We start from the raw sequence: 21,975 nt of genomic DNA, 5'->3' as shown, positions 1-21,975 counted from the left end.
ATGGGAAAAAGTTCTAAACCAATCCAGAATACCCAAAACACGACGCAAACAAATGAACCCCCTGCATGGGCAAAAGGTATTTTTGAACACGCAGCTCAAGATGCTATGACTTTTTATAACCAAGGCAGCGGAAAAGCCGTTTATGACGGGCAGCGTGTTGCGGGGTTAAGTGATCAAACAAAGAATGCGATTAATGGGCTTAGCAATAATACGCATAACTATGATAACAATTATTTAAATGGATTAGCCACAGGGCAAAATTCAACAAGCCAAAACTTAAAGAACATGGCTTCAGGGCAACAAATAGGCAATAACCCTTATTTTAATGAAGCGCTTCAAAACGCATTAAATAAAGCAACAAATTCTATTAATAGTTCGCTAGCGGGGGCTGGGCGTTATGGTTCGGGTGCGCATACCGGCGTTTTGGCTGATGAATTGGGGGGCATAGCAACACAAGCTTTATCACAGCAATATAACCAAGATGTCAACAACATGATGAATGCCAATGGTCTCATTGACCAAGCAAACCAAAATCAGTTGGCGGGTGCCAATAATTTCTTTCAAGGTCAAGGTCAGGCAAATCTCAATGCATTGACGGGAGGGAGTGTGCTTGATGCCAATCATCAACGGCAATTGGATGAAGAGCGGCAAAAATGGGAGCAGCAGAACAATCTTGATTGGGACCAGTTAAGTAAGTTGCTCGCAGCTGGTGGAGCTGTTGCTGGAAATTATGGAACGCGAACAGGACAAATGACGACATTGACTCCACAGCCAAAACCTAATCCATGGGAGATTGTTGGAAATGTTGGAACTATCCTTGGTACTTTTGCTGGGCTTAGTGACATCAGAGCAAAAGAAAACATCAGAGAGGCTGGGCAGAGAAATGGCTATACACTCTATGAATACAACTACAAAGGTTATCCAGAGCGCTATCGCGGGGTGATGGCGCAGGATGTTTTGAAGACAAATCCTAAAGCTGTTTTTTTGCATAAGACGACAGGCTTTTTGCATGTGGATTATAGCAAGCTTGGATTTGAAATGGAAAGGGTGCAGTGATGGAACAAAACAGCTTTAATACTTTATCACTATTTATGAATCCAAAAGTTTTGCGTCCTTTAATACATCAGGGTCTTTTTCAGTTACCTAAATATTTTTTTCAAAAACATTCCACGCCTTCAAACACACCGTTTGAAGGACGATACAAGCCTAGTTTTATAGAACGGGCTGCTTTTAGCACAAACCCTTTTGATGCGAGCAATGGGGCTGATACGCCACAAAAATTGAGTCCTACAGAGCTTATTCGCGGTGCTCAAACAGGAGGAGGAGAAGTTGGGAAAAAAACGCCAGCAGAATTGATTATGTCTACGGATGATTTAAAGCGCCAAATGCCTCCATTGCCGGATGTTTCAAAGGATACTGTTAAGATACAAGAGGCGCCAGAGCAACAAAAACATGACTTCTCAGAGCAGGGAGGCGTTGCATCAATGATCTCTCAATCTCCACTTGTTGCGAACATTGATCAGTCTAGTGGGGATGAAGCTGGGCGACAGCAAAAAGATGTGATGGATTATATTGCACAACTTAATGAGAAATCTATAGCGGAAAACTCTTTGAAAAACGATTCTGGAAATAATGAGGAAAAGCTTTTTGAGGCACCTATAGGAGAAGAAAAACATTTGAATGCACACTTACCAGAAGAGGAGCATTTAAAAGCAAGTGGTGATCTTGAACAAAAAACAGATTATATCAAGTTACTTGATAACTTTGTTCAGACAGGAGCAAATCCAAGTAGCTTATGGGAGCGTTTTAGAAAATCAGAATTTTCCGAGCATTTAATGGATTTTTTTGCAGGGCTTGCGTTAGGAAAGACACCACAAGAAAGTTTTTCAAATGCATCTATCCTTATGCGGCAGGGCAACAAGGAACGCGCACAACATAAACAAACTTTGCAATTTTTACGCTCTAAAGGGTATAGCGATGAAGATGCGCAAGCACTCACGCAATATCCAGATCTTGCCATGAAAATCATAGGCAACACGTTAAGCCCTCAAGAAGGCTATAGAACATTGACATCAGAAGAAAAGGCAGAGCAGGGATTGCCTGAGGATATGACTTTCCAAGTCTCAACAAGCACAGGGAAAATTATACCTGTCCAAGGAGGACGGCGTTCCACTACTTCTGGATTAGGGGGGAATACCGATGGCATGCTGTCAAAGCCTGAATCAGGTTATATGTATGTTAAGGATGAAAATGCACTTGGTGGCATACGTGCGGTGCCAATTGCAGGCAGTGGTTCAGAACATAAATTAATTCAAGAACAGAAGGAGGAGGAGCGTAAAAACCAACAAATGCAAATGCGAATTCTGGAAACAGCAGACAGGTCAAATCGTATACTCTCAGCATCTAAAGAATTGCTAAAAACTATTGAGGAACACCCGCATGTTGTTGGTTTCACTGGTCCTATAATGTCGTTCCTTCCTAATTCTAAGGCAAAAGATTTTGGGCATATGCTCGATTCATTGAAGGCAAGTATCGGGCTTGATGCCTTGAGAAAAGCAAAAGCATTTTCACCAAATGGCGCATCTGGCTTTGGGAATTTGTCTAATATGGAATTGCAAGCATTGCAAAACTCTGTAGCGGCGTTGTATCAAGATCTTTCTGCAGAGCAAATGAAGAAATCTTTAAAAACAGTTATTGACACTTTCAATAAATCCAATGCAGCAACGCGCGCAATTCTTTTTGGTGGTGCAGAAGCAACAAACGAGCTCGTTCGAGCCGCCTATGGGCAAGATGCTTATAAGGGAAATCATGCACAGTCAAATGATCCACTAGAAAAACAGATAGAAGCATTGCCGGAAGGCATGTTGTTCGTTGATAGAGATGGACGCATTAAGGAGAAACAAACCAATGGCTGAAGTAATCCCCCCTCTTATTAATCGTAAAAACACAAGAGTCATTGGGCATATAAGTGACTATACACCAGAACAGCTTCAAGAGCTTTTCGCGAAGAATAAGGAAAGGCTAAGTGGTTCTGTTACAGGAAATAATGGTGCAACAGAGAAAACAGAAGAAAATGGTCCACATCCAAGTGTTGCGGGTGCTTTTGGATGGGGAGCTCTTCATGGGTTAACCCTAGGCTATGATGATGAAATAGCTGGAATATCAGAAGCGGGTCCTATTGCTTATTGGATGGGAGATAAAGAGGCAGTCAAAAAGTATAATGAAGTGACAAAGCGATGGCGTGATTATCAAAGAGCGGCGAACCGAGATCATTTTTATGCATCTCTTGCGGGGAATTTAACGGGTGCTGCGGCACCCGTAATTGCTTCTGCCCTCTTTCCACCCGCGGCAGGGGCTACTGCTGCTGCTCGTGCGGCAATTGGGGCTGATGTTGTGCTGGGAGGTAGAGCTGGTATTGCAGGAGCACAAATAACCAGTAAAGCTTTAGCAGCAGGAGAAAGGGCGGTGCAATCTGCTTTAGCAGAGGGTGCGGAACGGGCAGCGGCAAAAGCTGCAGGTGAAGCAGCAATGAAAGCAGTAGCAAGTAAAGAGGCGGCAAAATTTAGCTTGGGGCGTGCAGCAAAAACTGGAGCCATTTATGGTGGAATAGCAGGCAGTGGTGAGGGAGAAGGGCTTGCAGATACTCTAGTGTCTGCTGGGTTTGGTGCAGGGCTAGGCGTTGCAACACCATTTGTTGCCAGTGGCGTATCAAAAGTGACACCTTTTGTGACAAAATCACTTAAAGCAGCATTGAGAGGACCTATAAGCCCAGCTGAAATGGCAGCAAAAGCAGCGCTAATGCCAGAAAAAGAAGCATTTCAGGTAAGCGATAGAGCGCTTAGGGATGTAAGCCAAACTTTAGGGGATGAAGGTGTTGATAAACTTGAAAGGGCATTAAAACAGCGAGGTCCTGATTCAATGATTATTGATCTTCATGATGGGCTTGCTACAAGAGCTTTTAAGGCAGCAAAAAAAGACCATGATACATATTCGCTCATAAGTAATCGTTTGAATGAAAGACAAGATGCGAGTGCACTGCGGGTAAAGGCTGCGTTGACAGATGTGATGGGTCCAAAAGTAGATACGCTTAATTTAAAGCAAGAGATTATCAAACAAGCACAGAAAAAGGCTGAACCATTTTATGAGAGGGCGAAAGCTGCTCCCATTTCAAATGCTGTTCGTGAAGATTTATCGCTCTTGCAAGAAACACCTGCCTTCCAAAAAGCATACAAAAAAGCAATTGCGCGAATGCCAAATGAAGCGGATGCAACAGTTATAGGGAGCAATGGATATCCAAAGCTGAATATGCGAATTTTACATAAGATGAAAGAGGTTTTGGATGATCAAATTAAGTCTGCACGTATCAAAGGAAAATGGGGATATGCTCGAGATTTGACTGATTTCAAACAACGCATTCTGGACGTTTTGGATACATCATCTCCAGAATATATTAAGGCACGGAAAATTTATTATGACGAGCGTACTATCGGTGATGCTTTGGAGCAAGGAAAAAAAGCACTGAATAAGAGTGTTGATCTTGATACAATCAACAGACAACTTTCAGATTTGGGGTTGATGGAAAAAGAGGCTTTTCAAAAAGGTATTCGGTCACAAATAGAAACTGCGGCAGGCAATGCACAGAATTTTGACCACAATCTTTTGAGTTTGTTTGACACGCAGAATGGTCAAGAAAAATTGCAGCGGAGTTATGGTGAGGATAAAGCAAAACAGCTTATGAAAATGTTGCGACCAGAAGTGGAAAGAACAAAGCTTTTTGCACGATTGCCAAACCATATAGGTGAAGTGGAAGAGAGGGGGACACAACAGACTATGGGTATAGGAAAGATTGCTTTCATCAAGGCAGTTGTAAAAAATTTCGCAAGAGAATTTGGACGCAAATTCTCAAGCGTCCATAAAGATACTGAGAGAGATATTGCAGCGCTTATAACAGCGCGGGAAAAAGGAGATTTTGGGTTAGCAAGGGAAAAAGCTGTTGAATTAATTAAGAAGTTTCATGAAGCAGAAAAGAAACGCTTAATAACCAAAGAAGACCACACAAAATTCTTCAATTTTATTGGCATTCTTTTGAATAGCAGTGCTGATAGAACGGTTATAAACTAATGATCAATTTTCATCCTAATGTGAAGCGTGCTATCTCACAGGCAGCACAAAAATATGGTTTGCCAGAAAGCTTTCTTGAACGTGTTGCTATGATAGAAAGTAATGGTAATCCAAATGCAAGAAATAAGAACAGCAGTGCAGGGGGGCTGTATCAATTTCTCGATTCAACAGCAAAACAGTATCAACTGAATAATAAGTTTGATCCCTTTCAAGCAACCGATGCTATGGCACGGTTAACGAAGGATAATACGCGTTATTTAGTCACAGCATTAGGCAGAGAGCCATCAGAGGCAGAGCTTTACCTCGCACACCAACAAGGACCAGCAGGGGCAGTAAAACTTATCAAAAATCCACATATTCCAGCAAGCCAGCTTTTAGGTCGACAGGCAGTCACACTCAACGGTGGCAACATGGAAGCTACAGCAGGGGATTTTATGAATCATATTTATGGGCTTTATAATAAAACGGGAGATGCTTTGAAGAGAACGATACAGCAAAACCAAAGCAATGGACAAGCATCACCAAACGAGGTGGGTCCTTTGCGTGGGTTTGAGAGGCTTCAAAAGACACTTCAAGGTAATCAAGGGGGTCAAGGTGATCAAGGGGGCAACCAATTGATGGCATATGACATGCCATTCCCAAATAGAATGATGGCACCTGAAAGCAGAGACAATTTAACAGGACAGGTTATGGAAACCACACCATTACAAGCACAAGGTATTGATGCAGGTGCTCTTAAAAAGGGCTTTTCCGGTTTGCTTCATTTAATGAGAGAGAATGGAGAACGACAAAAACAGCAGGCACAGATGGTACAGCAACAAATGTTACAGCAACCAGTCATGGCGGGTTTCTCACAATCGACTGGGAGCCCGACAGATTTAACACCTCTTATTGATCCCTCTAGGCGGCAATCTGTTGGTTACTATGGGCGGCAAAAAGAAGAGCAATTGCGCGAAGAGCTATTAAGAAGAACGGGGGCTTATCATGTCTGATATTTATGACTGGTCACTCACAGCTGATCAAAATGCCAATTCCGATAGTATCATTAATTGGGCAGAAGGGCAGCCGCCTAGTTCTGTCAATGATAGTGCGCGGGTCATGATGCAGCGTATACGTGAATATCTTGCCGATAATGGTGGTTCTCTTGACTCAAAGTTTATTGTGAATGGAAAGGAACAAACAACATCAATCACGTTGACGACGGTGTCGCCGATAGCAAAATATAAAAACGATATCATTATCCGCTTTAAGGCGCGTGGTATAAATATTGGTACGACAACAATAAACATGAATAATATAGGAGCAAAGCCACTCTATAAAGCCACCAGCACGGGAATAGTACCATTGACAGGTGGTGAGTTACAAACAAATGGTATTTATGAAATAGTCTATAATGATGGCGTATCAACAAAAGGTCTTGATGGCTGGTATCTTTTAAACCCTACCCCCATTCCACCACCGAAGGTCGAAACCTTTCCTTGTGGTTTTATTGCGACCTTTGCTATGCAAGAAGTCCCAAACGGCTGGCTTTTATGTGATGGCGCTACTTATGAACGCAAGGATTATCCGCAATTATTCAAGGCGATAGGGGATAAATGGGGAAAAAACAGCGATACAACCTTTAAAGTTCCAGACTTTAGAGGAATGTTTTTGCGTGGCTTTGATAATGGGCGCGGTTTAGATCAAAATAGAGACTTCGCAGAGGTGCAAAAAGACAGCATTAAATCTCATACACATGCTTGTACCATTGAAGAGGCAGGTCAACATACGCATAAGCATGATTATTCTATGGTTACAAGAGTTGGTCAAATAGGTGGCAGAAATCCTGCTTTTGGTAATTCATATTATACAAAAGATACACAACCTGCTGGAGTGCACACGCATAAGGTAACGATTTCTTCAACGGGCGAGGCAGAAACACGCCCTGTTAATGTACCGGTTGTTTATGCCATAAAATCGTGAGTTTTTCAAATGATCAATAATCCGTCTGCTATTGATGATATTGCGGACGCGGAGCAAATCCGCGTCCTTTTTTATGCAAGCAATAGAATGGTCCATGCACCCTTAAATAAGGTGCTTGATCTTGTCAAAAGCGACATACAGCATGATCTTTTAAGCGCTTTGGCAGAATATAAAGAAGCGACAGATAAACGCATAGAGATCATGCAAAAACTTATTGATGAATTGCAGTCCTCTCTCTCTCTCAACAAGATAACGAACTGATTAAGGAATGAAACGTGATGCCATTACCCTATCACACACATATATTTAAGCTTGAACCAGCAACAAAAGAAGAAGTCAAAGAAGGTGTTTTAGATAGTAAGGCTCTTGCACCAGTTTCAGTGGGGAGTGCAGCGGCTTATGAGGTAGAATATTTTGCGAGTGCAGCTCAAGGAAAAAAAGCTGATGATGCGGTTGCAAAGAGAGATATTGGAGCTCTTGCTTACAAAAATAAGGTCACAATTCACGATATTGAAGCAAGTGGTGAAGCTCGTGAGAATGCGATTTTATCAGGCGCTGGCTGGGTAAAAATATCGCCTTTAGGGATTGGCGATATGAAGGCTGCTACATATGATCCCGATAATGTGGGGGCAAATGCATTTTCTATGGAAAATATGCACGAGGGTCCTACCAAAAAGATCTTAACCACAGAGGAAAGATCAAAGTTACGATGGTTGAGTTCTACGCAGCCAACGATGGAAAAATGGCGGAGGGGAGATGAAGGTGTTTATTATCCCATATCTCCGGTAGATCTCAAAAATACCATTCGTTATTTTGTAGGCTCAAAGTCTTTTGGTATGTCAAAATCAGTTTATGATCCAGATAAAATAGAAAAAGATGTATTTGATATGGAGAATATGAAGGAAGGGAAAAAGCATCTTATCTTAACTCCTCCAGAACGTGCACAGATTGCAAAAATTGATAAAGTTGAAGATGTTGCACAACAAGGGATTCATGTTGCAAGTGAAGCGAAGAACGTTGCAGATAGTGCATTAAGAACAGCAAATGATGCAAAAGCTTATGCAGTAGATGCAAAAAAAACGGCTGAGACAGCACAAAAAACGGGAGATAGTGCAAAAGCTGAGGCAAATATTGCGCAAACAGCAGCCGATAAAGCGCAAGATACAGCACATAGTGTACAGAAAAAAGTTGATCTCATTCAACCTCTTGCCAAACAAGACTGGATTGATGGCACAAAAACAGTGGATGCACTTATCTCACCAGCCAAACTGATGGCTTCAATCAAAGCAAATAGTAGCAATAGCAGCGGCGGCAGCAACAATGATGGCGGGGTTAGAAAACCTGTTGAAATTCTGATGACAGAAAGCGGAGATATTCCATTGCCTGATGGTATTACTGCTGACACCGATATCGAAGTATGGGCTTGGGGCGGTGGAGGTGGTGGCGTTAAGGATGGCGGCGGCGGCGGCGGTCAATGTGTGCATGTTAAAATGAAAGGTTCTGATTTAGATAAATTAAAAACAGCTTACATTGGTCGTGGTGGTAAAGGTAATGACAGTAACATTTTGTGCAATGGTGGTAGAACAATGATCAAAGGGCTTGTTACAGCAGAAGGAGGATATTCCGTTTCCATGACTCTCGTTAACTTTGGAGGGAAAGGCGGCGATGGAGGAGGAAACAGAGAGGGCATCAGTGGTGAGAGTTTTATTTTTTCTGGTGGGAATGGTGGAGGAAGTGGAGTCGACGGCAAGAGAGCTGGTACCGGTGGAAGTTCGTTTCTTGGCGGCGGCGGCGGCGGTGGCGGTAAATGTAAGGGTTCTATCATGGGGCAGGGTGGTGAGAGTTACAAAGGTGGTAACGGTGGTAGAGGTGGTAAAGAATGTGGCGGCGGCGGCGGTGGATATTTTGATGGGAGACACGGAAGCGACAAAATTGGCGGCGACGGCGGTGATGGAGCAGTACTCATAAAGGTATATTTATAAGGTGAATTGAACAATGGCACGGAAAATAAGTAAAGACTGTTTATACTGTTTAAAAAAGTGGGAAGGTTTGCGCTTGCAGGCTTATCAAGATGCTTCTGGCATATGGACGATTGGTTATGGTCATACGAAAAAAGCCGGTCAACCAACAGTTGTTGAGGGTATGGTGATTACAGAAAAAAAAGCCGAAACCATGCTTTTAGCAGATTTGCGGCAATATGAGAGGGCGGTAGAAAAAGCAGTTTGTGTGAATTTAAGCGATGAACAATTCGGCGCTCTTGTTTCCTTTTGTTATAATGTGGGTATTGCAGCTTTCCAAAACTCTACATTGCTTAAAAGGCTTAATCGGGGGGATTATGAAGCGGTACCAACCGAATTGCAGAAATGGACCAAAGCAGGAGGCAAACGTTTACAAGGTCTCGTACACCGGCGTGTAGCAGAGGCAGGGCTATGGGCGAAAGGGGCTTATGTTTCTTCTAATTATCAAACAGTAGAAACGAAACAACCAACAGGGTTTCTCAAAGCAGAAGCATTGGCACCGATTATTGGTTCTTTCTCAGGTCTTGGTGGGTTTTTAGCGGGCAATGGACCAATCCAATGGGCTTTAGCCGCCATTATGGTTTTAGCCGCATGTACTGGCATTTTCTTTGTTGCTAAACGCTTTCAGGAGCACCGCCTATGATCTTATGGATGAAAAGAAACTTGATGGTAACAGGTGCGGCTTTAGCCGCTTTTTTTATTGCCTTAGCAAAAGCTTTTACTCTTGGGAAAAAAGTAGAGCAACAAAAGCAAACAGAAAAAGCTTTAAAAGCAGCCACAACACGGCTTGAGGTGGAAAGTGAAGTTAATCAAAAAAGTGATGCTGATATGCGTGCTGCTCTCTCTCACTGGTTGCGCGACAAATAAATATGTTTCTTCTTGTGTTGGTTGGTTACCTATTTATTTAAGCCGGCAAGATCTGAACACCATTAGCTCAAACTTAGCAAGAGAGATCTTAAAGCATAACAAGCAGGGTCAACGCTTGTGTGGGTGGAAACATGGCTAGAAAAAAAACACAAGACGATATAGAGCTTACAGAAGCAGAAAAAGAAATGCTTCAAGAAATGATACTTACCTATCAAAGCGTGAAAATGATGTCTCGCTTGATGAAGTGGATAGCGTTTTTTATCTTTTTGCTTATCCTTGATTTTGCTCGTCTTATGGATGCGCTAGATAATGTCATTGCACATTTAAAGCAGTGGTTCTCAAAAAATTAAAAAAACCATTATAGTAAAAAATCAGTTAACGAAAACCTGAGAATTTCTGCTAGAATCACGAGAGAGCTTCTTTTTTAATAGGATTTTTTAGATGCCAACACCATTTGGTAAAACCTTACGCAAACTTCGCATTGATCATTCAGAACGCCTTTTAGATATGGCTAAAAAATTAGATATATCTGTAGCATTTTTATCATCTATAGAAATTGGCAAAAAGTCTGTTCCTGTAGGACTGGAGGAAAAGATAATTGAACTCTATGCTTTAGATCAAGAGGTAGCAGAAATTTTGAGAAGAGAATCGGATGCTTGTCGCAAAAGTTTCACTATAAAGCCTTCTGATACATTCAGATGTGAAGCTGTTGGTATGTTTTCTAGACTAATAAACATTATTTCACAAGAAGATTTAGAACTATTAAAAAAATTATTAGAGAAAGCTGGCAAAAAGAATGCATTTTTTAAAGGAAAGTGTAAAAATCCTATTCCCGAACCTTTATTTATTTATCCCGAACCTTTAAAAAAGTCATATAAAATCAAAAAGTTATAGCACCATAAAAGTGCTGTGGCGGAGGGGGTGGGATTCGAACCCACGGTACAGTCTCCTGCACGCCGGTTTTCAAGACCGGTGCCTTAAACCGCTCGGCCACCCCTCCAAACTAGATATGCTTTTTGACAAATTTCTTGTAAAAGGTCAATCATTTTAATACGCATTTTAAAGCGTTCTTTGTAAAACTATTTAAGTTTCAATTAAAATAATTCTTCATAAGTTAATTCTTTGAGTGTGTTATCTAAGAGTTTCATTTTTAAACATGATAGTTTTTTCTGAAAAAATGAAAGGTAATTATGATATTTATCATTTTTTTCCTGTTTAAAAATTTTTTACAAAGCAATATTTTTTTTAAGTTCTAACAATCGTTTTCGTAATAATAAGAAATGTTTAGTTGAAAATGTTTGATAAATTATATTAAATTCCGGTCGTGTATTTTTGAATTATTTTACCTTTCCAGATATTTATTTTATTTAGATCGTTTATATTGTCGAAAAGAAAATGTTATTACTCTGACAGTTTATGAGAGATAAATTTGTAAGAATGACATATATATTCAAGGAAAGTTTTTATTGAGTTTAAATTAAGTACAATTCAATAAGAAAGCTCTTTAAAAGATTTTAATTTTTTAAATAAAAATATTCAGATATTTAGTGCGTCTAAAGAGTACCTTGGAGGGAATGGCTGATTTGCACTATTTGAATAAAAATTTATGTAAGATTTGCATCGATAGTTTAAAATCTCTTCTAGATATGACTGGAAATTAGGTATATTTGTAATGCTTTTTCTGTGGGATAAGCAAAAAGTTAATTTGAATGGAAGAAAAAATTATTGAGCTCTACCCTTAGATCAATAGATAGTTTGTGAAGGTATTACATAGTTTTTCAAGAATAGAACTTAAAAACGCTAAATTATGCAGAGTCAGAAAGCGTAAACTTTAGAAGACAAAGTTTTAAAAGCCGATTCATTCACAAGTATGTGTAAAATAAAATATTTATGTCTAATATGAGAGAATAGGTTATTCCTGATTCTATTGAGTTTTTTTGCCTCTATCCCTCATCTTTTTGAAGCTTTTTTATGGTTGCAAGAGCGAGTTTTTTACGGTCTGCGCTCTTTGTGTAAAGAGATACCATAGCATCATTTGTCCAGCAAAAAATTGCTTTAAGTTGTGATACTGTTGCACCAGAATTAGCGGCCACGTTTTGCTGCTAATTTTCTCAATCCATGCGCCGATTTTTTGATACCTGCTTTGGTACACACATTATAAAATGTAAATCCGAACCTATTTTTGGGTATTTTTTTCCCGCATTTACCACAAATGAATGTTTCATCACCTATGGGACCTGCTTCAAGCATTTTGGCTAATTCTGGAAAAATAGGAAGAAAAACATCTGTTTGAAATTTACTTTTTTCTGTTTTGAGGTGAATGATATTATCATTGACATCTTTCCAGCCAATTCGTACCGCATCATCACGACGCAAGCCCGTATATAAAAGAACATCAATCCAGACACGTTCATGGGTACCATGATGCCATCTTTGATAATATTTTTCGACATCTTCTTCTGTCCAAACAGGAAATCTCTCTTTGTTTTTGAGGGGGCGTCTTTTTGTTCCTAAAGCTGGATTATTTTCCAAAAGACCTTGATCAATCGCCCAATTAAAAAGCCCATTTAGGGATTGTAGAAAGTCTCTAGCCATTGCTGGTGTTTCTTTGCGCCGTTCAACACCGGCTATGATATGTTTCTTTTCAATTGCTTGGTATGGAATGTTTCCTATGCTATCACATACCTTCATAAGGATGAGTTCTTTTTGTTTTTGGGTGACTTTAGAAAGGCTATGCCAATTGGAGCTGTTAAAGTATTGTTTAAGCAGCCATGCAAATGAACCTTCGACAAGTTTACCAGTTTTTGATTTAGGAAGTATAAGCCCTTGTAACTCGGCAAGTGCGCTTTTGTAGTTATCAACAAACTCTTGCGTTCCATAGGTACCGCGTATTCTAATGCGTGGTCCATGACCAATACGTACATACCATACAATTTTGCCATGTTGAGTAATTTGTTTAACGAGATGAGGAGGACGTGGTTTAGGCATGGTATTTTACATCTTAGAGAGTGCGGTTTCGTAATATTCATTCTTTGACAAATCTAAAAGTTTGTCTGGGTGGCTAACTGAATTTGGTATTGGAATATCTGCTTTAAGATAGATAAGCAGTTCACCGGTAGGTTTGATTTCTATGAGTTCGCATTTTTGCTTTTTTGCTTCTCTTAAAGCTCGTGCAATGTCTGCTTGCGTTATGATAGCTTTACGAGGCGCCATATCTTTTCTCCTACATTGAGACGCAATTTACCCATTTCGTGAATCACGCATGACTTAAAAGTTGTTATGAAAGGGCGGGGGTGCTTGTAGATATGCGGGGAACAAAACACCCCCATAAGGTTAAGCGGCTTTTGTTGAGAGTTGTTTTATCTCTCGTTCTATCTCTGCTAAAAAGGTTTCAACAGCTTGATTGATCTGTTCAATTTGTTGATCATCACGGAGAACACGCTTGACTTTCATGCGTAAGTGAAAGAATTCCCCCGTAAAACGTGGGTCATAGCTAACGAAATCACACCATTTTCGTCCTGTACAAGCCATTTGGAATTGCATTTGTGCGTGATATTCTGGTTTGATTTCGTCACCTATACAAAAGCGCATATGTGTTACTGATCTCGGGCATTTGACTTCGATTAAACCGTCTTCTCCAATGAGACCATCAGGACTAGCCCCCGCCATTTCTATTGTGGGGTGTTGGATAAAGCCGCACTTTGTTATATTGGCATCATAAATGAAGCCATATTCTCTCAAGGCATCTTCTTCATGTTCAATACCCCATCTCATATCTTCAGTTTCATAATAAGGGCTTGTTTCGCCTGTTAAGCGCTCTGTTATGAGTTTGATTTTGTAGTCTTCATATTTGCTCGTAGGCAATCCTTTTGTAGTTTTATTGAGTATGTTGTAAATGTTTGATGCGGTGACTTTACCCAAGCGTGCTTGGAACCATTCTGCTGTTCTTTGTTCCATCTCACACCGCCGTTTGTTGCTCTTGTGGCGTTGCTATATCGGCATCTTGTATAGTAGAATCTGTTTCTGCCTTTTGCCTGTTTTGTTTATCTTTCAAAAGATGTAATACCGTTTGTGCTTGTCCTTCAGACATATCGTCGAGCTTTTTGACGTTGACATAAGCAAGTATTTTTTCTTCTTCTGTTTGGGTTTGTACGACAAGTCTTCTGATTTCATTGATCTGTTGTGGAAAAGCCTTTTTAATAGGCGGGTTTCCATCTGTATCGTCTTCTTTACTTGCTAAATTAAGAAGCATGCCTAATAGGTATCTTCGTGCGTAGGTAAGTGTGGAACCAAGTGATTGTATGCTATTTTTAGAGCCTGTACTGTCAATTGGAAATGTTCCTTCTGTTGAGATTTGATTATCTGAAGGATGAGACAGAGTTATTTCTATGGTAACGTTTTTTTCTGTTTGATTTTTAATACGATAAAACAAAGCAAATTTGTATGTTGCAAGCCCTTTCTTTACAGCATCAATGTACTGATCAAGTGTAGCGTATTTGCTGTTTGTATGGTTATTAATGGCGTTTTGTTCGATATTTTTATATGCCATTTGCACAGCCGAAAGATCACGGACAAAATTTTGGCGCTCTTGTCGTTTTATCTCTTGTTCTCTTAAATCAAGAAGACGCTCTAAGCGATCCATATCGACGTCACTGTCTAAGGCTTTATTTAAAATACGTTCCATGACAGTTTGTTCGACGGCTACATGATGTGTTTCTTCAATTTCTATTAGGTTAGTGTTTTGTTCACTCATCTTGATTTCCTACATTGCGCGCAATTCACCCGTGGCGTGAATCACGCTGGTGTTAAAAGTTGGTTTGTGTTGCTAGAAAGGAATGTCGTCTTTTGTTGAAGAGTTGCCGTTCTGGGCGGTCATAGTTTGTTTACAATCTTCTGAATTATCATAAATTTTTACATTGCCATAAATTCTTGAATCGGCATAAATAATCACATTTCCATAAATTTGTGTGTGTCCAAAAATATGTCCATCATATATTTTGACGTTATTATAAATTTTTGCATTGCCAAAAATCTCGGCACAATCACCAATTTGTGCTTTATCATAAACCTTAGCACTATCGTAAATCTTGGCACAACAATACGCCTTGGCATCATTATAAATCCAGCAATCGTCTTTTTGACTTAAATTGTCTTCATACTCTACAAAGCCGCCAAGGTCGCCTGCTTTAACATCACCAAAATCTTTTAATGCACGTATGCGGTAAAGCGTAAGGTATCCATCAAACTGAATTGTTTCATCAGTAAGTTCGTATTTTTTTTCCATGGTTTATTGCCTCATGCCCTTATCTTAAAACAGTGTCATTTCCAGATACTTTTGTATTTCCGGTTACTTTGGCATTCTCGCAAACTAGTGCACCACCAAACACACGGGCATTTCCAGAGATTTCTGCTTGACCGCCAATTTTAGCTTTTTCAGAAACATGTGCACCTTGGTGGACTGCGGCATCGCCATAAACCTTAGCCTTTCCAAAAACACGTGCATCATCTGCAATACATGCGGATTCAAAAACACAAGCATCGTCAAAAATTTCTGCGTTCTTTGAAATTATTGCATTACCGCCAATCTTTGCATCATGGTATATTCGTGCACTACCAGAAACAGAAGCTTTATCGTACACTTTCGCGTTCCCATAAATTTTTGCAAGTACGTGAACACGGGCATTACCGTAAACTTTTGCATGATTGAAAATGTGTGCACCACTCAAAATTTGTGCATCATCGAAAATTGTTGCGTTATCATAAACCAATGCACAATCTTGGATTAGTGCATTGGCATAGACTTTGGCATTCCCAAAAACCTTTGCACTATCTCCAACCCAGCAATTGCCATCATGTGATAAATTACCCTCATGCTCAATAAAACCACCAACGTCACCTTTCTTGACTCTTCCAAAGTCTCTCAATGCACGAATGCGGTGGAGAGTTTTGCCCCCAACTTCGATTGTTTCATCAGTAAGTTCGTATTTTTTTTCCATGGTTTTACTCCTTTAAGTTAGATTCTGCCTTTGTCGTTCTTGCAAAAGAACGGCATTGCATTGTGTGGTGAATTTTTTGAAAAGGTGGCGTCTTTTAAAAACGCCTTTAGCTTTTAAAGCACATCACAAGGACGCAAACGGTGTTGTTGTTCGTAAGAACCATACATTGCATCATCATATTCGCGCTGTTTTATATCATCTAAAAAAAACCGTATGCTGTGCTGTGTAGAATAAAATCGTGAGGAATGTTTCCGTTGAAACACTGCTCTTCACATTCTTTAAGATAGAATTCGGCAATATCTTCAGAGATATCTTCGCAACGATTAGTCGTTGGTTCAATACGCAAAATTTGGACAGCATTATCGGCTTGGTCGATAAATTTGATCATGTCACTTTCTTCTAAGAAAGGACCAGATTTAGCGAGATTTTGCTCTTCATTTTCGCACATCACTAAGAGAATTTCATCAGAATTTATAAACACTGGTTTATTCACAAATGCCTCCATACTGCCTATTGGCAAAAGTTATTTTCTAAGATATGGAGTAATTAATACGTTTTTCGTAACGATGTGTCAATAGATAAAATACGAAAAACGTATTTTTATTTTTATAAATCTATTCGATTTTGTTTATTATCATTAATGTTAATGAGGTGCTTATGATAGAAAATATAAAAGAAAAGCAGCTATCCATCATGCTAAATAAATTAACCGAATGTGAAAAAAAAGCTTTTATGAATTTCTTGCTGCGAGCAGAGATTTTAAAAGATCCTCGACAATCTTCTTTTCAGAATCATTCGCTTGTGAATATAAGTAAAGAAAATCATCAGAGTAAGGTCCAGAAATAGGTGAAGAATCTTTAAAAAACTCCATAATTTTAACTAACTCATCTGCCTTAATATCTCTCATTTCCCTATTTGTATTAAGATTAATCATATTGGATATAGCTGGTCTTCTTATACCAAGATGGGCGGCAAGCTTGGCTTGGCTCCCTCGTCCCATTTTATCAAGCTCTTTTTTTATCCAAATTTTTAGCTCTTTTTGCCTAATCATAATTAAGTTTATTCCTTATTTTTAAAGTCCTTACAATATAAAAAATACAATGATACGTTTTTCGTATTGACTAAATATTTTTGATATCGTATTTTTATCGCTATGATAAAAACATATACGAAAACCGCAAAACTCATAATTGAGTATCTAGGTGGGTATAAAAAAGTTGCTAATATCGTTAATCGCAATGTTATTGTAATTAGAAAATGGGCTTACCCTTTTGAAAAGCGAGAGGGTAAAGGCGGCATCATTCCAGCTAAATACCAAATTATGCTTTTGAACTATGCACGTGAGCATGGGATAGATTTGCGTCCAGAAGATTTTTTTTATCCCGAGCGCTTGCAGAGATTAATGCAAGAGCAACACCCCCCATTGTCGAAAATTAGCAAGAGCTGCGGTGTTGATCAGAAGGTCGATAGATTGCAGCATTAAGGAGATAAAGATGAGTTCGAATGAAATTTTATGGATAGCAGTGGTTTCAGTTTTGCTCTTAAGCGGAGTGATGTTTCGTATTGCATTGCATTATCGCGATCAAGTTAAAGCACTTAAAGAGCAGGTTCAAGATATTAAGAAAAAAATGAAAGAGAATGAGTTTAGGTATTTAAAGGAAAGCAAGCAGACAATTGATGAATGTGATGCGGATCTTGAAGAACGTGACAAGGAAATTAAACAACTGAAGCAAGAGATTGAAGAACGTGACGAGGAAATTAAACAACTGAAACAAAAGACTGAAGAACTAAAACAAAGTATAGATGCGTATCGAGAAGAGTTTACACGGAAAAGTGAAAAGATACAGGCACTAAAAGCAGATGTTCAATCACGCGACGAGGAAGTTGAAAGACTAACACAAGAGCTTAAACAGCGTGATGAAGCAGTAAAAGCGCCGCTTCATAAGAATAAGAAGAGTAAGAAGAAGGGTAAGTGAGGAGAGAAAGATGAGTTTAGTAGCAATTATTACGTTTTTTACTACCAATGCGGTTATGTTCTTTTGTGTTATCGCTATGTTCTTTTTTGTTTTGCTCTATCGCAATAGAGAACAAGAGCTCAAAACAGAACTGAAGGAAAAAGATATATTAATTGTAAAGTTAAATATGTCAATTGAAGAGTTGAAAAAGAAAGTACAAGAAAGAAGAGTTATAGGAACCTTTGGAGGTTATGATTCATGAAAAAGAACAAACTAATAAATACTTTCATCTTCTCACCTTAATAGGTGAGAAGATAAGTAAAACCTAATTCCCAATCTTATAAGATTATCATCGTTGATGACTTAATTTTCGAAAAAAGCTGGGCCAAAAGCGAACTTCAAGTGTTTTATGTGGGTCATATGATGAAGTATGTTCTAAGATAAAGATCGGAACAGATAGTTTATCATGATTTTCTGTTTCTATGGAGCGAATTTTTAATTCCCATTGAAAACTATACCCACCATTCACTGTAAATAGGTCAATTCCTCTTTCTAATACGTTGTTTTGGATGACAGGATTTGTTGTAACGGGAGTTATTAAATCGATACATTTGGGAGATGTTTTAAGAATGCTTCTTGGAGAGCTTTGAGAGTATGGATAAGGAGTTGGATAGAATGCTTGAACGAATTCGAAAGGGCTATTTTCATCTATTCGTATATAGTTCATTTTCATTGGTCGGTCTGTGGGGTTTTTGATGGAAAATTCTATGAGAATACCTTCTGGTGATAGATCTTCAGGTTTAAGATTAAAGATCTCAACTTTCATCTTTGGTCCTAAACCTTCTGCTATGTTTTCTGTCCACAAAGTTTCTAAGGAATTTCTTATCATTTGGGGAAGGTCTTTTTTCAATATACTTTGTCTTTTGAATGTTGCGAGTTCTGTTTCAATGTTATTCAATTTATTGTTCATGTTAATTGTAATGTCAGTTAATTCTACAAAATTTTCTTGCATATTTCTCATATCTCTTTCTCCTCCGCTTTGGGAAAACAGTAATTTTATAAAATACGTTTTGTATGGAGAGGAGCGGTGATTAACACGATTCTTTGTTTTGATCTAGGTACCAAAACGGGGTGGGCGATACGTGGTGCAAGTGGTGACATGTTCAGTGGTACCGTGAATTTTCAATCACGCCGTTTTGAAGGCGGTGGAATGCGTTACTTGCGTTTTAAGCAATGGCTATCAGAAATAAAGCAGACAGCAGGTCAAATTGACGCGGTGTATTTTGAAGAGGTGAGGCGTCATAAAGGTACAGATGCAGCGCATGTTTACGGTGGTTTGTTAGCAACGTTAACGGCGTGGTGTGAACAGCATCAGATACCGTATGAGGGTATACCAGTAAGTACGATTAAGAAAGCGACGACAGGCAAGGGGAATGCGTCGAAAGAAGAGATGATTAAGGCGGTGCGTGCAAAAGGGCACAATCCGAAAGATGACAACGAAGCAGATGCTTTAGCAATTTTATATTTAGTTAAAGAAAGGGAATTGGGGTATGTCCAGTAAATTACCATGGACGAGGCTTTTTGCAGACAAGTGGGCAATAGTTGTTGATTATTTGCCTGCTGTAGAGGGCAATATCTATATGCGATTACGGTTACGTATGTTGCATACTGGTGAACCTCTTTTTTATAATATTAAAGTTTTATCTCATTACACTGGTTATTCAGTGAAGAAGTTTGAAGCGGCACTGAATGTTTTGCTTGAAGAAGGATATTTCATTCGTTTAGCAGATGGTCGCTTGTGGAATTTAGATGTTGAAGAGGAATTAAAAGAAGCAGCTTTTATTGAAGAGCAGGAGGGTAATTATGGCAAATAAATTACCTTGGGTACGTAATTTATCAAGAGTGGATTATGGACTTTGCTGGCACTGATGCAGCAGAAAAAGCCACTTATAGTACACTCACTGCTTTTATGTATAGAACTTGTGAACCTCTTTATGATGATGCCTCTGTTTTAGCACGTGCTGTTGGCTGTTCAGTACAAACTTTTAAAAAATCATTAGAAAAACTCATTCGAAAAAAATTAATTATCCGCTTGGAAAATGGAAATTTATGGAGTGCACAAGTTGAAGAAGAGTTACTAAATTGCAATGAGAATTTAGAAAAATCTTCAGAAAAGGCATCAAAAGCAGCAAAAGCTAGATGGGATAAAAACAAAGATAAAAGTAATGATGATGCATGTGCAATGCATGAGCAATGCACAAGCAATGCATACGCAATGCACGAGCAATGCTTGGAAATGCACAATAACATTAACATTAACAATAACAAAAAAAAATAAAAATATTATTTTATCAAAAAGAGAAATTGATTTTGAAAATTTAGAAACAAACGATTTGGTTGAAACGGCAATCGAGTGTGATGATGTTCAATCAGAACAAATCAAAACGATAGAAACCAAACAACCAATCATTCACGAGCAAAATACCAACACTTCAAACGAAGTTAACAACCGATGGCAAATTAACGAAGCGATGATTGCGAAATTGCCTTCACGAAAAGTTAAAAAGGTTGGAAAACAACTTTCAGAAATCGTTGATAAGATAATGCCTGCTTATTTTCCAGAGAAAGCAAACTTTTTTGAAGGAACAAAGAAAATAAGGGAAAAACAAGAAGTTGAAAAAATACTAGAAGATTTCAAACCCGATTTTCAATACGCAACTGAACAAGGATTAACGCATGATGAAGCCTTATCAGAATTTGAAAAATTTGTACGCTTTTCAAAAACCAATCCATGTCACAATGCAAATGAACGCGATTGGCAAAGCGCTTGGGATAATTGGATTACGCATCCAGAATATGGATTGGTAATTAAGAAACACAAAAAATCAGAAGTGAAAAAACTATATGAAAGCGCATGTTATAAACCACCGTCAAACAATTTCGCAAATAACCTTTCAGAAAGCTTCAATCAACTTACAACAGCGATCTACGCTTAAAGACGCTTATGGATCCGAAAAAAACAGCAAAGTAGTGAAGTTTGCTGATGATTTTGAGAATAGATATGCGTTTAAATTGGCAGAAAGGCACCGTACAGGGCGATTTAAAGATTTTGTGATAAAAACCACATTGAAATTAAAAACGCTTCTGTACGGTCCATTTTGAGGCAAATAAACCCATTGGTAAAGTTATGGATTTAGGTAGGGGATATTAAACCAGATGTTTTTAAAAAAACGTAAACAGAAGGGGGGGAAAAAGTTCGTTGCAACGGCGGTGGGGCATGCCCCATGGGGATTAGGGGTAGCAGAGTATTTTTACAATCTTTACGAATATGATGATGGTACAAGAGAATATGAAGAATTTGACGGTGGTCAGTATCATGAGATGCCTGAGAATGTTGATTACAGTACCAAGGCGCAAGTGAAAGCTTGGATATACGGTGGTGATTTGCCAAGAAGCGTATTGAGTTGCGAAGCGTTGATAGACGAGGTGAATAGGGAAATCAAAAAACGTACAGTTAAAGCAGTGAAAACTTATGATGATATAGACAACGAGCTAGAGAAAGCACTTGATATTCAATTAGGTAGGTATCAAAATGAAAAAAATTGAAAAAAATAAAAAATACGTATTGACTTTAAAGAAAAGGTCGTTTATTAAGGTTGGCAAGTGCTAAAAACACTTAATCGTAAGCGGTTAAACCACGTAAGGTTTTTCCCATCTTCAAAATACTGACTTTCTTTTGTGCTGTCTCTAGCATATAACGATTATGTCGGGTGTAGCTATACCATACAATACCCTTCGCGAGGGGAAAGTATAGCGGCGGACTTACGACCGTGTTTTTAGCGCCCGGCGCCCTTATGGGCTGTCAATTAAAAACCTAATTTCGTAAGGATTACTAGCATGAAAGCTACAGTAAAAAATCAAGAAACATCTCCAAAATATCAACTCACAAATCAAACAATTCTTCGTGAGGGTAAGAAACTTTATCGCATTAAGGCGTTAAGAGATTTTGGTGATGTTAAAGCTGGTCAACTTGGTGGCTATATTGAATCTGAAGAA

The 21,975-nt window shown here is 38.9% G+C and carries 25 protein-coding genes, 1 tRNA gene and 3 pseudogenes; 19 read left to right on the top strand and 10 right to left on the bottom strand.

What is annotated here, in order from left to right:
- The 11 genes and pseudogenes from ACFIK2_RS03950 to ACFIK2_RS03900 all read left to right on the top strand — a co-directional run.
- Window positions 1-1,056, top strand: coding sequence for a tail fiber domain-containing protein (locus ACFIK2_RS03950; protein ID WP_375676904.1), 1,056 nt, complete (start codon window positions 1-3; stop codon window positions 1,054-1,056).
- The gene (locus ACFIK2_RS03945) at window positions 1,056-2,915 is read left to right on the top strand and encodes a hypothetical protein (protein ID WP_375676903.1); all 1,860 of its coding nucleotides are present in this window, start codon (window positions 1,056-1,058) and stop codon (window positions 2,913-2,915) included. The genes ACFIK2_RS03950 and ACFIK2_RS03945 overlap by 1 nt, the downstream gene beginning before the upstream one ends.
- Entirely contained in the window at window positions 2,908-5,121 is a 2,214-nt protein-coding gene (locus ACFIK2_RS03940; protein WP_375676902.1) for a hypothetical protein, read from the top strand. The genes ACFIK2_RS03945 and ACFIK2_RS03940 overlap by 8 nt, the downstream gene beginning before the upstream one ends.
- Entirely contained in the window at window positions 5,121-6,113 is a 993-nt protein-coding gene (locus tag ACFIK2_RS03935) for a transglycosylase SLT domain-containing protein (protein WP_375676901.1), read from the top strand. Before ACFIK2_RS03940 ends, ACFIK2_RS03935 begins: the two co-directional genes overlap by 1 nt.
- On the top strand, window positions 6,106-7,083 hold the full coding sequence (locus ACFIK2_RS03930; protein ID WP_375633752.1) for a tail fiber protein: 978 nt from the start codon (window positions 6,106-6,108) through the stop codon (window positions 7,081-7,083). Before ACFIK2_RS03935 ends, ACFIK2_RS03930 begins: the two co-directional genes overlap by 8 nt.
- Window positions 7,084-7,092: 9 nt before the next feature.
- Complete coding sequence (locus ACFIK2_RS03925) at window positions 7,093-7,344, top strand: hypothetical protein (RefSeq protein ID WP_375676900.1); 252 nt, start codon at window positions 7,093-7,095, stop codon at window positions 7,342-7,344.
- 17 nt (window positions 7,345-7,361) lie between these two features.
- On the top strand, window positions 7,362-9,065 hold the full coding sequence (locus ACFIK2_RS03920; protein ID WP_375676909.1) for an alanine-zipper protein: 1,704 nt from the start codon (window positions 7,362-7,364) through the stop codon (window positions 9,063-9,065).
- Between the two features lie 13 nt (window positions 9,066-9,078).
- On the top strand, window positions 9,079-9,744 hold the full coding sequence (locus ACFIK2_RS03915) for a lysozyme (RefSeq protein ID WP_375640222.1): 666 nt from the start codon (window positions 9,079-9,081) through the stop codon (window positions 9,742-9,744).
- Window positions 9,741-9,968 (top strand): hypothetical protein, encoded by a 228-nt coding sequence (locus ACFIK2_RS03910; RefSeq protein WP_375612620.1) that lies wholly within the window; start codon window positions 9,741-9,743, stop codon window positions 9,966-9,968. Before ACFIK2_RS03915 ends, ACFIK2_RS03910 begins: the two co-directional genes overlap by 4 nt.
- A 131-nt stretch (window positions 9,969-10,099) precedes the next feature.
- On the top strand, window positions 10,100-10,318 hold the full coding sequence (locus ACFIK2_RS03905; RefSeq protein WP_330167272.1) for a hypothetical protein: 219 nt from the start codon (window positions 10,100-10,102) through the stop codon (window positions 10,316-10,318).
- 91 nt (window positions 10,319-10,409) lie between these two features.
- Window positions 10,410-10,763: pseudogene (locus ACFIK2_RS03900) on the top strand (helix-turn-helix domain-containing protein); the annotation flags it as partial.
- Window positions 10,764-10,878: 115 nt separating this feature from the next.
- On the opposite strand, the gene ACFIK2_RS03895 reads toward ACFIK2_RS03900, so the two are convergent.
- From ACFIK2_RS03895 to ACFIK2_RS03855, 9 genes and pseudogenes are all read right to left on the bottom strand, one after another.
- Window positions 10,879-10,968, bottom strand: a tRNA-Ser gene (locus ACFIK2_RS03895).
- A 943-nt stretch (window positions 10,969-11,911) separates the two neighbouring features.
- Window positions 11,912-12,956, bottom strand: a pseudogene (locus ACFIK2_RS03890) (tyrosine-type recombinase/integrase).
- Between the two features lie 6 nt (window positions 12,957-12,962).
- Window positions 12,963-13,181: a hypothetical protein gene (locus ACFIK2_RS03885; protein ID WP_375618906.1), complete on the bottom strand. Its 219-nt coding sequence runs from the start codon at window positions 13,179-13,181 to the stop codon at window positions 12,963-12,965.
- A gap of 120 nt (window positions 13,182-13,301) precedes the next feature.
- Window positions 13,302-13,925, bottom strand: a complete 624-nt coding sequence (locus ACFIK2_RS03880; RefSeq protein ID WP_375640851.1) for a lambda exonuclease family protein — start codon at window positions 13,923-13,925, stop codon at window positions 13,302-13,304.
- A gap of 1 nt (window position 13,926) precedes the next feature.
- A complete protein-coding gene (locus tag ACFIK2_RS03875) occupies window positions 13,927-14,721 on the bottom strand; it encodes an ERF family protein (RefSeq protein WP_375612641.1) in 795 nt (264 codons plus the stop codon).
- Between the two features lie 72 nt (window positions 14,722-14,793).
- A complete protein-coding gene (locus ACFIK2_RS03870; protein ID WP_375643720.1) occupies window positions 14,794-15,252 on the bottom strand; it encodes a hypothetical protein in 459 nt (152 codons plus the stop codon).
- Window positions 15,253-15,271: 19 nt separating this feature from the next.
- Complete coding sequence (locus tag ACFIK2_RS03865; protein ID WP_273791749.1) at window positions 15,272-15,964, bottom strand: hypothetical protein; 693 nt, start codon at window positions 15,962-15,964, stop codon at window positions 15,272-15,274.
- Between the two features lie 113 nt (window positions 15,965-16,077).
- A pseudogene (locus ACFIK2_RS03860) lies at window positions 16,078-16,457 on the bottom strand (hypothetical protein).
- 237 nt (window positions 16,458-16,694) lie between these two features.
- Entirely contained in the window at window positions 16,695-17,015 is a 321-nt protein-coding gene (locus ACFIK2_RS03855) for a helix-turn-helix domain-containing protein (RefSeq protein ID WP_375612651.1), read from the bottom strand.
- 102 nt (window positions 17,016-17,117) lie between these two features.
- On the opposite strand from ACFIK2_RS03855, the gene ACFIK2_RS03850 reads away from it, so the two are divergent.
- Genes ACFIK2_RS03850 through ACFIK2_RS03840 form a run of 3 tightly spaced genes read left to right on the top strand, consistent with a single transcriptional unit; the run spans window position 17,118 to window position 18,181 of the window.
- Window positions 17,118-17,447 carry a hypothetical protein gene (locus ACFIK2_RS03850; RefSeq protein WP_375643708.1) on the top strand — a complete coding sequence of 110 codons (330 nt, stop codon included), beginning with the start codon at window positions 17,118-17,120 and terminating at the stop codon, window positions 17,445-17,447.
- A 10-nt stretch (window positions 17,448-17,457) separates the two neighbouring features.
- The gene (locus tag ACFIK2_RS03845; protein ID WP_375676899.1) at window positions 17,458-17,940 is read left to right on the top strand and encodes a hypothetical protein; all 483 of its coding nucleotides are present in this window, start codon (window positions 17,458-17,460) and stop codon (window positions 17,938-17,940) included.
- 10 nt (window positions 17,941-17,950) lie between these two features.
- Complete coding sequence (locus tag ACFIK2_RS03840) at window positions 17,951-18,181, top strand: hypothetical protein (protein ID WP_208434686.1); 231 nt, start codon at window positions 17,951-17,953, stop codon at window positions 18,179-18,181.
- 87 nt (window positions 18,182-18,268) lie between these two features.
- Here the strand turns inward: ACFIK2_RS03840 and ACFIK2_RS03835 are convergent, their stop codons facing one another.
- Complete coding sequence (locus ACFIK2_RS03835) at window positions 18,269-18,940, bottom strand: hypothetical protein (protein ID WP_375643700.1); 672 nt, start codon at window positions 18,938-18,940, stop codon at window positions 18,269-18,271.
- 66 nt (window positions 18,941-19,006) lie between these two features.
- Here ACFIK2_RS03835 and ACFIK2_RS03830 point away from each other — a divergent pair, with 66 nt between their 5' ends.
- The 5 genes from ACFIK2_RS03830 (at window position 19,007) to ACFIK2_RS03810 (ending at window position 21,525) form a co-directional block, all read left to right on the top strand.
- Complete coding sequence (locus ACFIK2_RS03830; RefSeq protein WP_375638626.1) at window positions 19,007-19,480, top strand: crossover junction endodeoxyribonuclease RuvC; 474 nt, start codon at window positions 19,007-19,009, stop codon at window positions 19,478-19,480.
- On the top strand, window positions 19,470-19,793 hold the full coding sequence (locus ACFIK2_RS03825; protein WP_375676898.1) for a DUF1376 domain-containing protein: 324 nt from the start codon (window positions 19,470-19,472) through the stop codon (window positions 19,791-19,793). The genes ACFIK2_RS03830 and ACFIK2_RS03825 overlap by 11 nt, the downstream gene beginning before the upstream one ends.
- 35 nt (window positions 19,794-19,828) lie before the next feature.
- On the top strand, window positions 19,829-20,257 hold the full coding sequence (locus tag ACFIK2_RS03820; protein WP_375676897.1) for a DUF1376 domain-containing protein: 429 nt from the start codon (window positions 19,829-19,831) through the stop codon (window positions 20,255-20,257).
- The gene (locus ACFIK2_RS03815) at window positions 20,166-20,915 is read left to right on the top strand and encodes a hypothetical protein (protein ID WP_375676896.1); all 750 of its coding nucleotides are present in this window, start codon (window positions 20,166-20,168) and stop codon (window positions 20,913-20,915) included. The genes ACFIK2_RS03820 and ACFIK2_RS03815 overlap by 92 nt, the downstream gene beginning before the upstream one ends.
- Window positions 20,916-21,135: 220 nt before the next feature.
- On the top strand, window positions 21,136-21,525 hold the full coding sequence (locus ACFIK2_RS03810; protein WP_375676895.1) for a hypothetical protein: 390 nt from the start codon (window positions 21,136-21,138) through the stop codon (window positions 21,523-21,525).
- The last annotated feature ends 450 nt before the right edge of the window (window positions 21,526-21,975 follow it).

It is taken from the genome of Bartonella sp. AP88XZML (genome assembly GCF_042195565.1).
Lineage (GTDB): Bacteria > Pseudomonadota > Alphaproteobacteria > Rhizobiales > Rhizobiaceae > Bartonella.
Note: the sequence above shows the minus strand (reverse complement) of the source record. Positions and strands in the feature narration are given on the sequence as shown.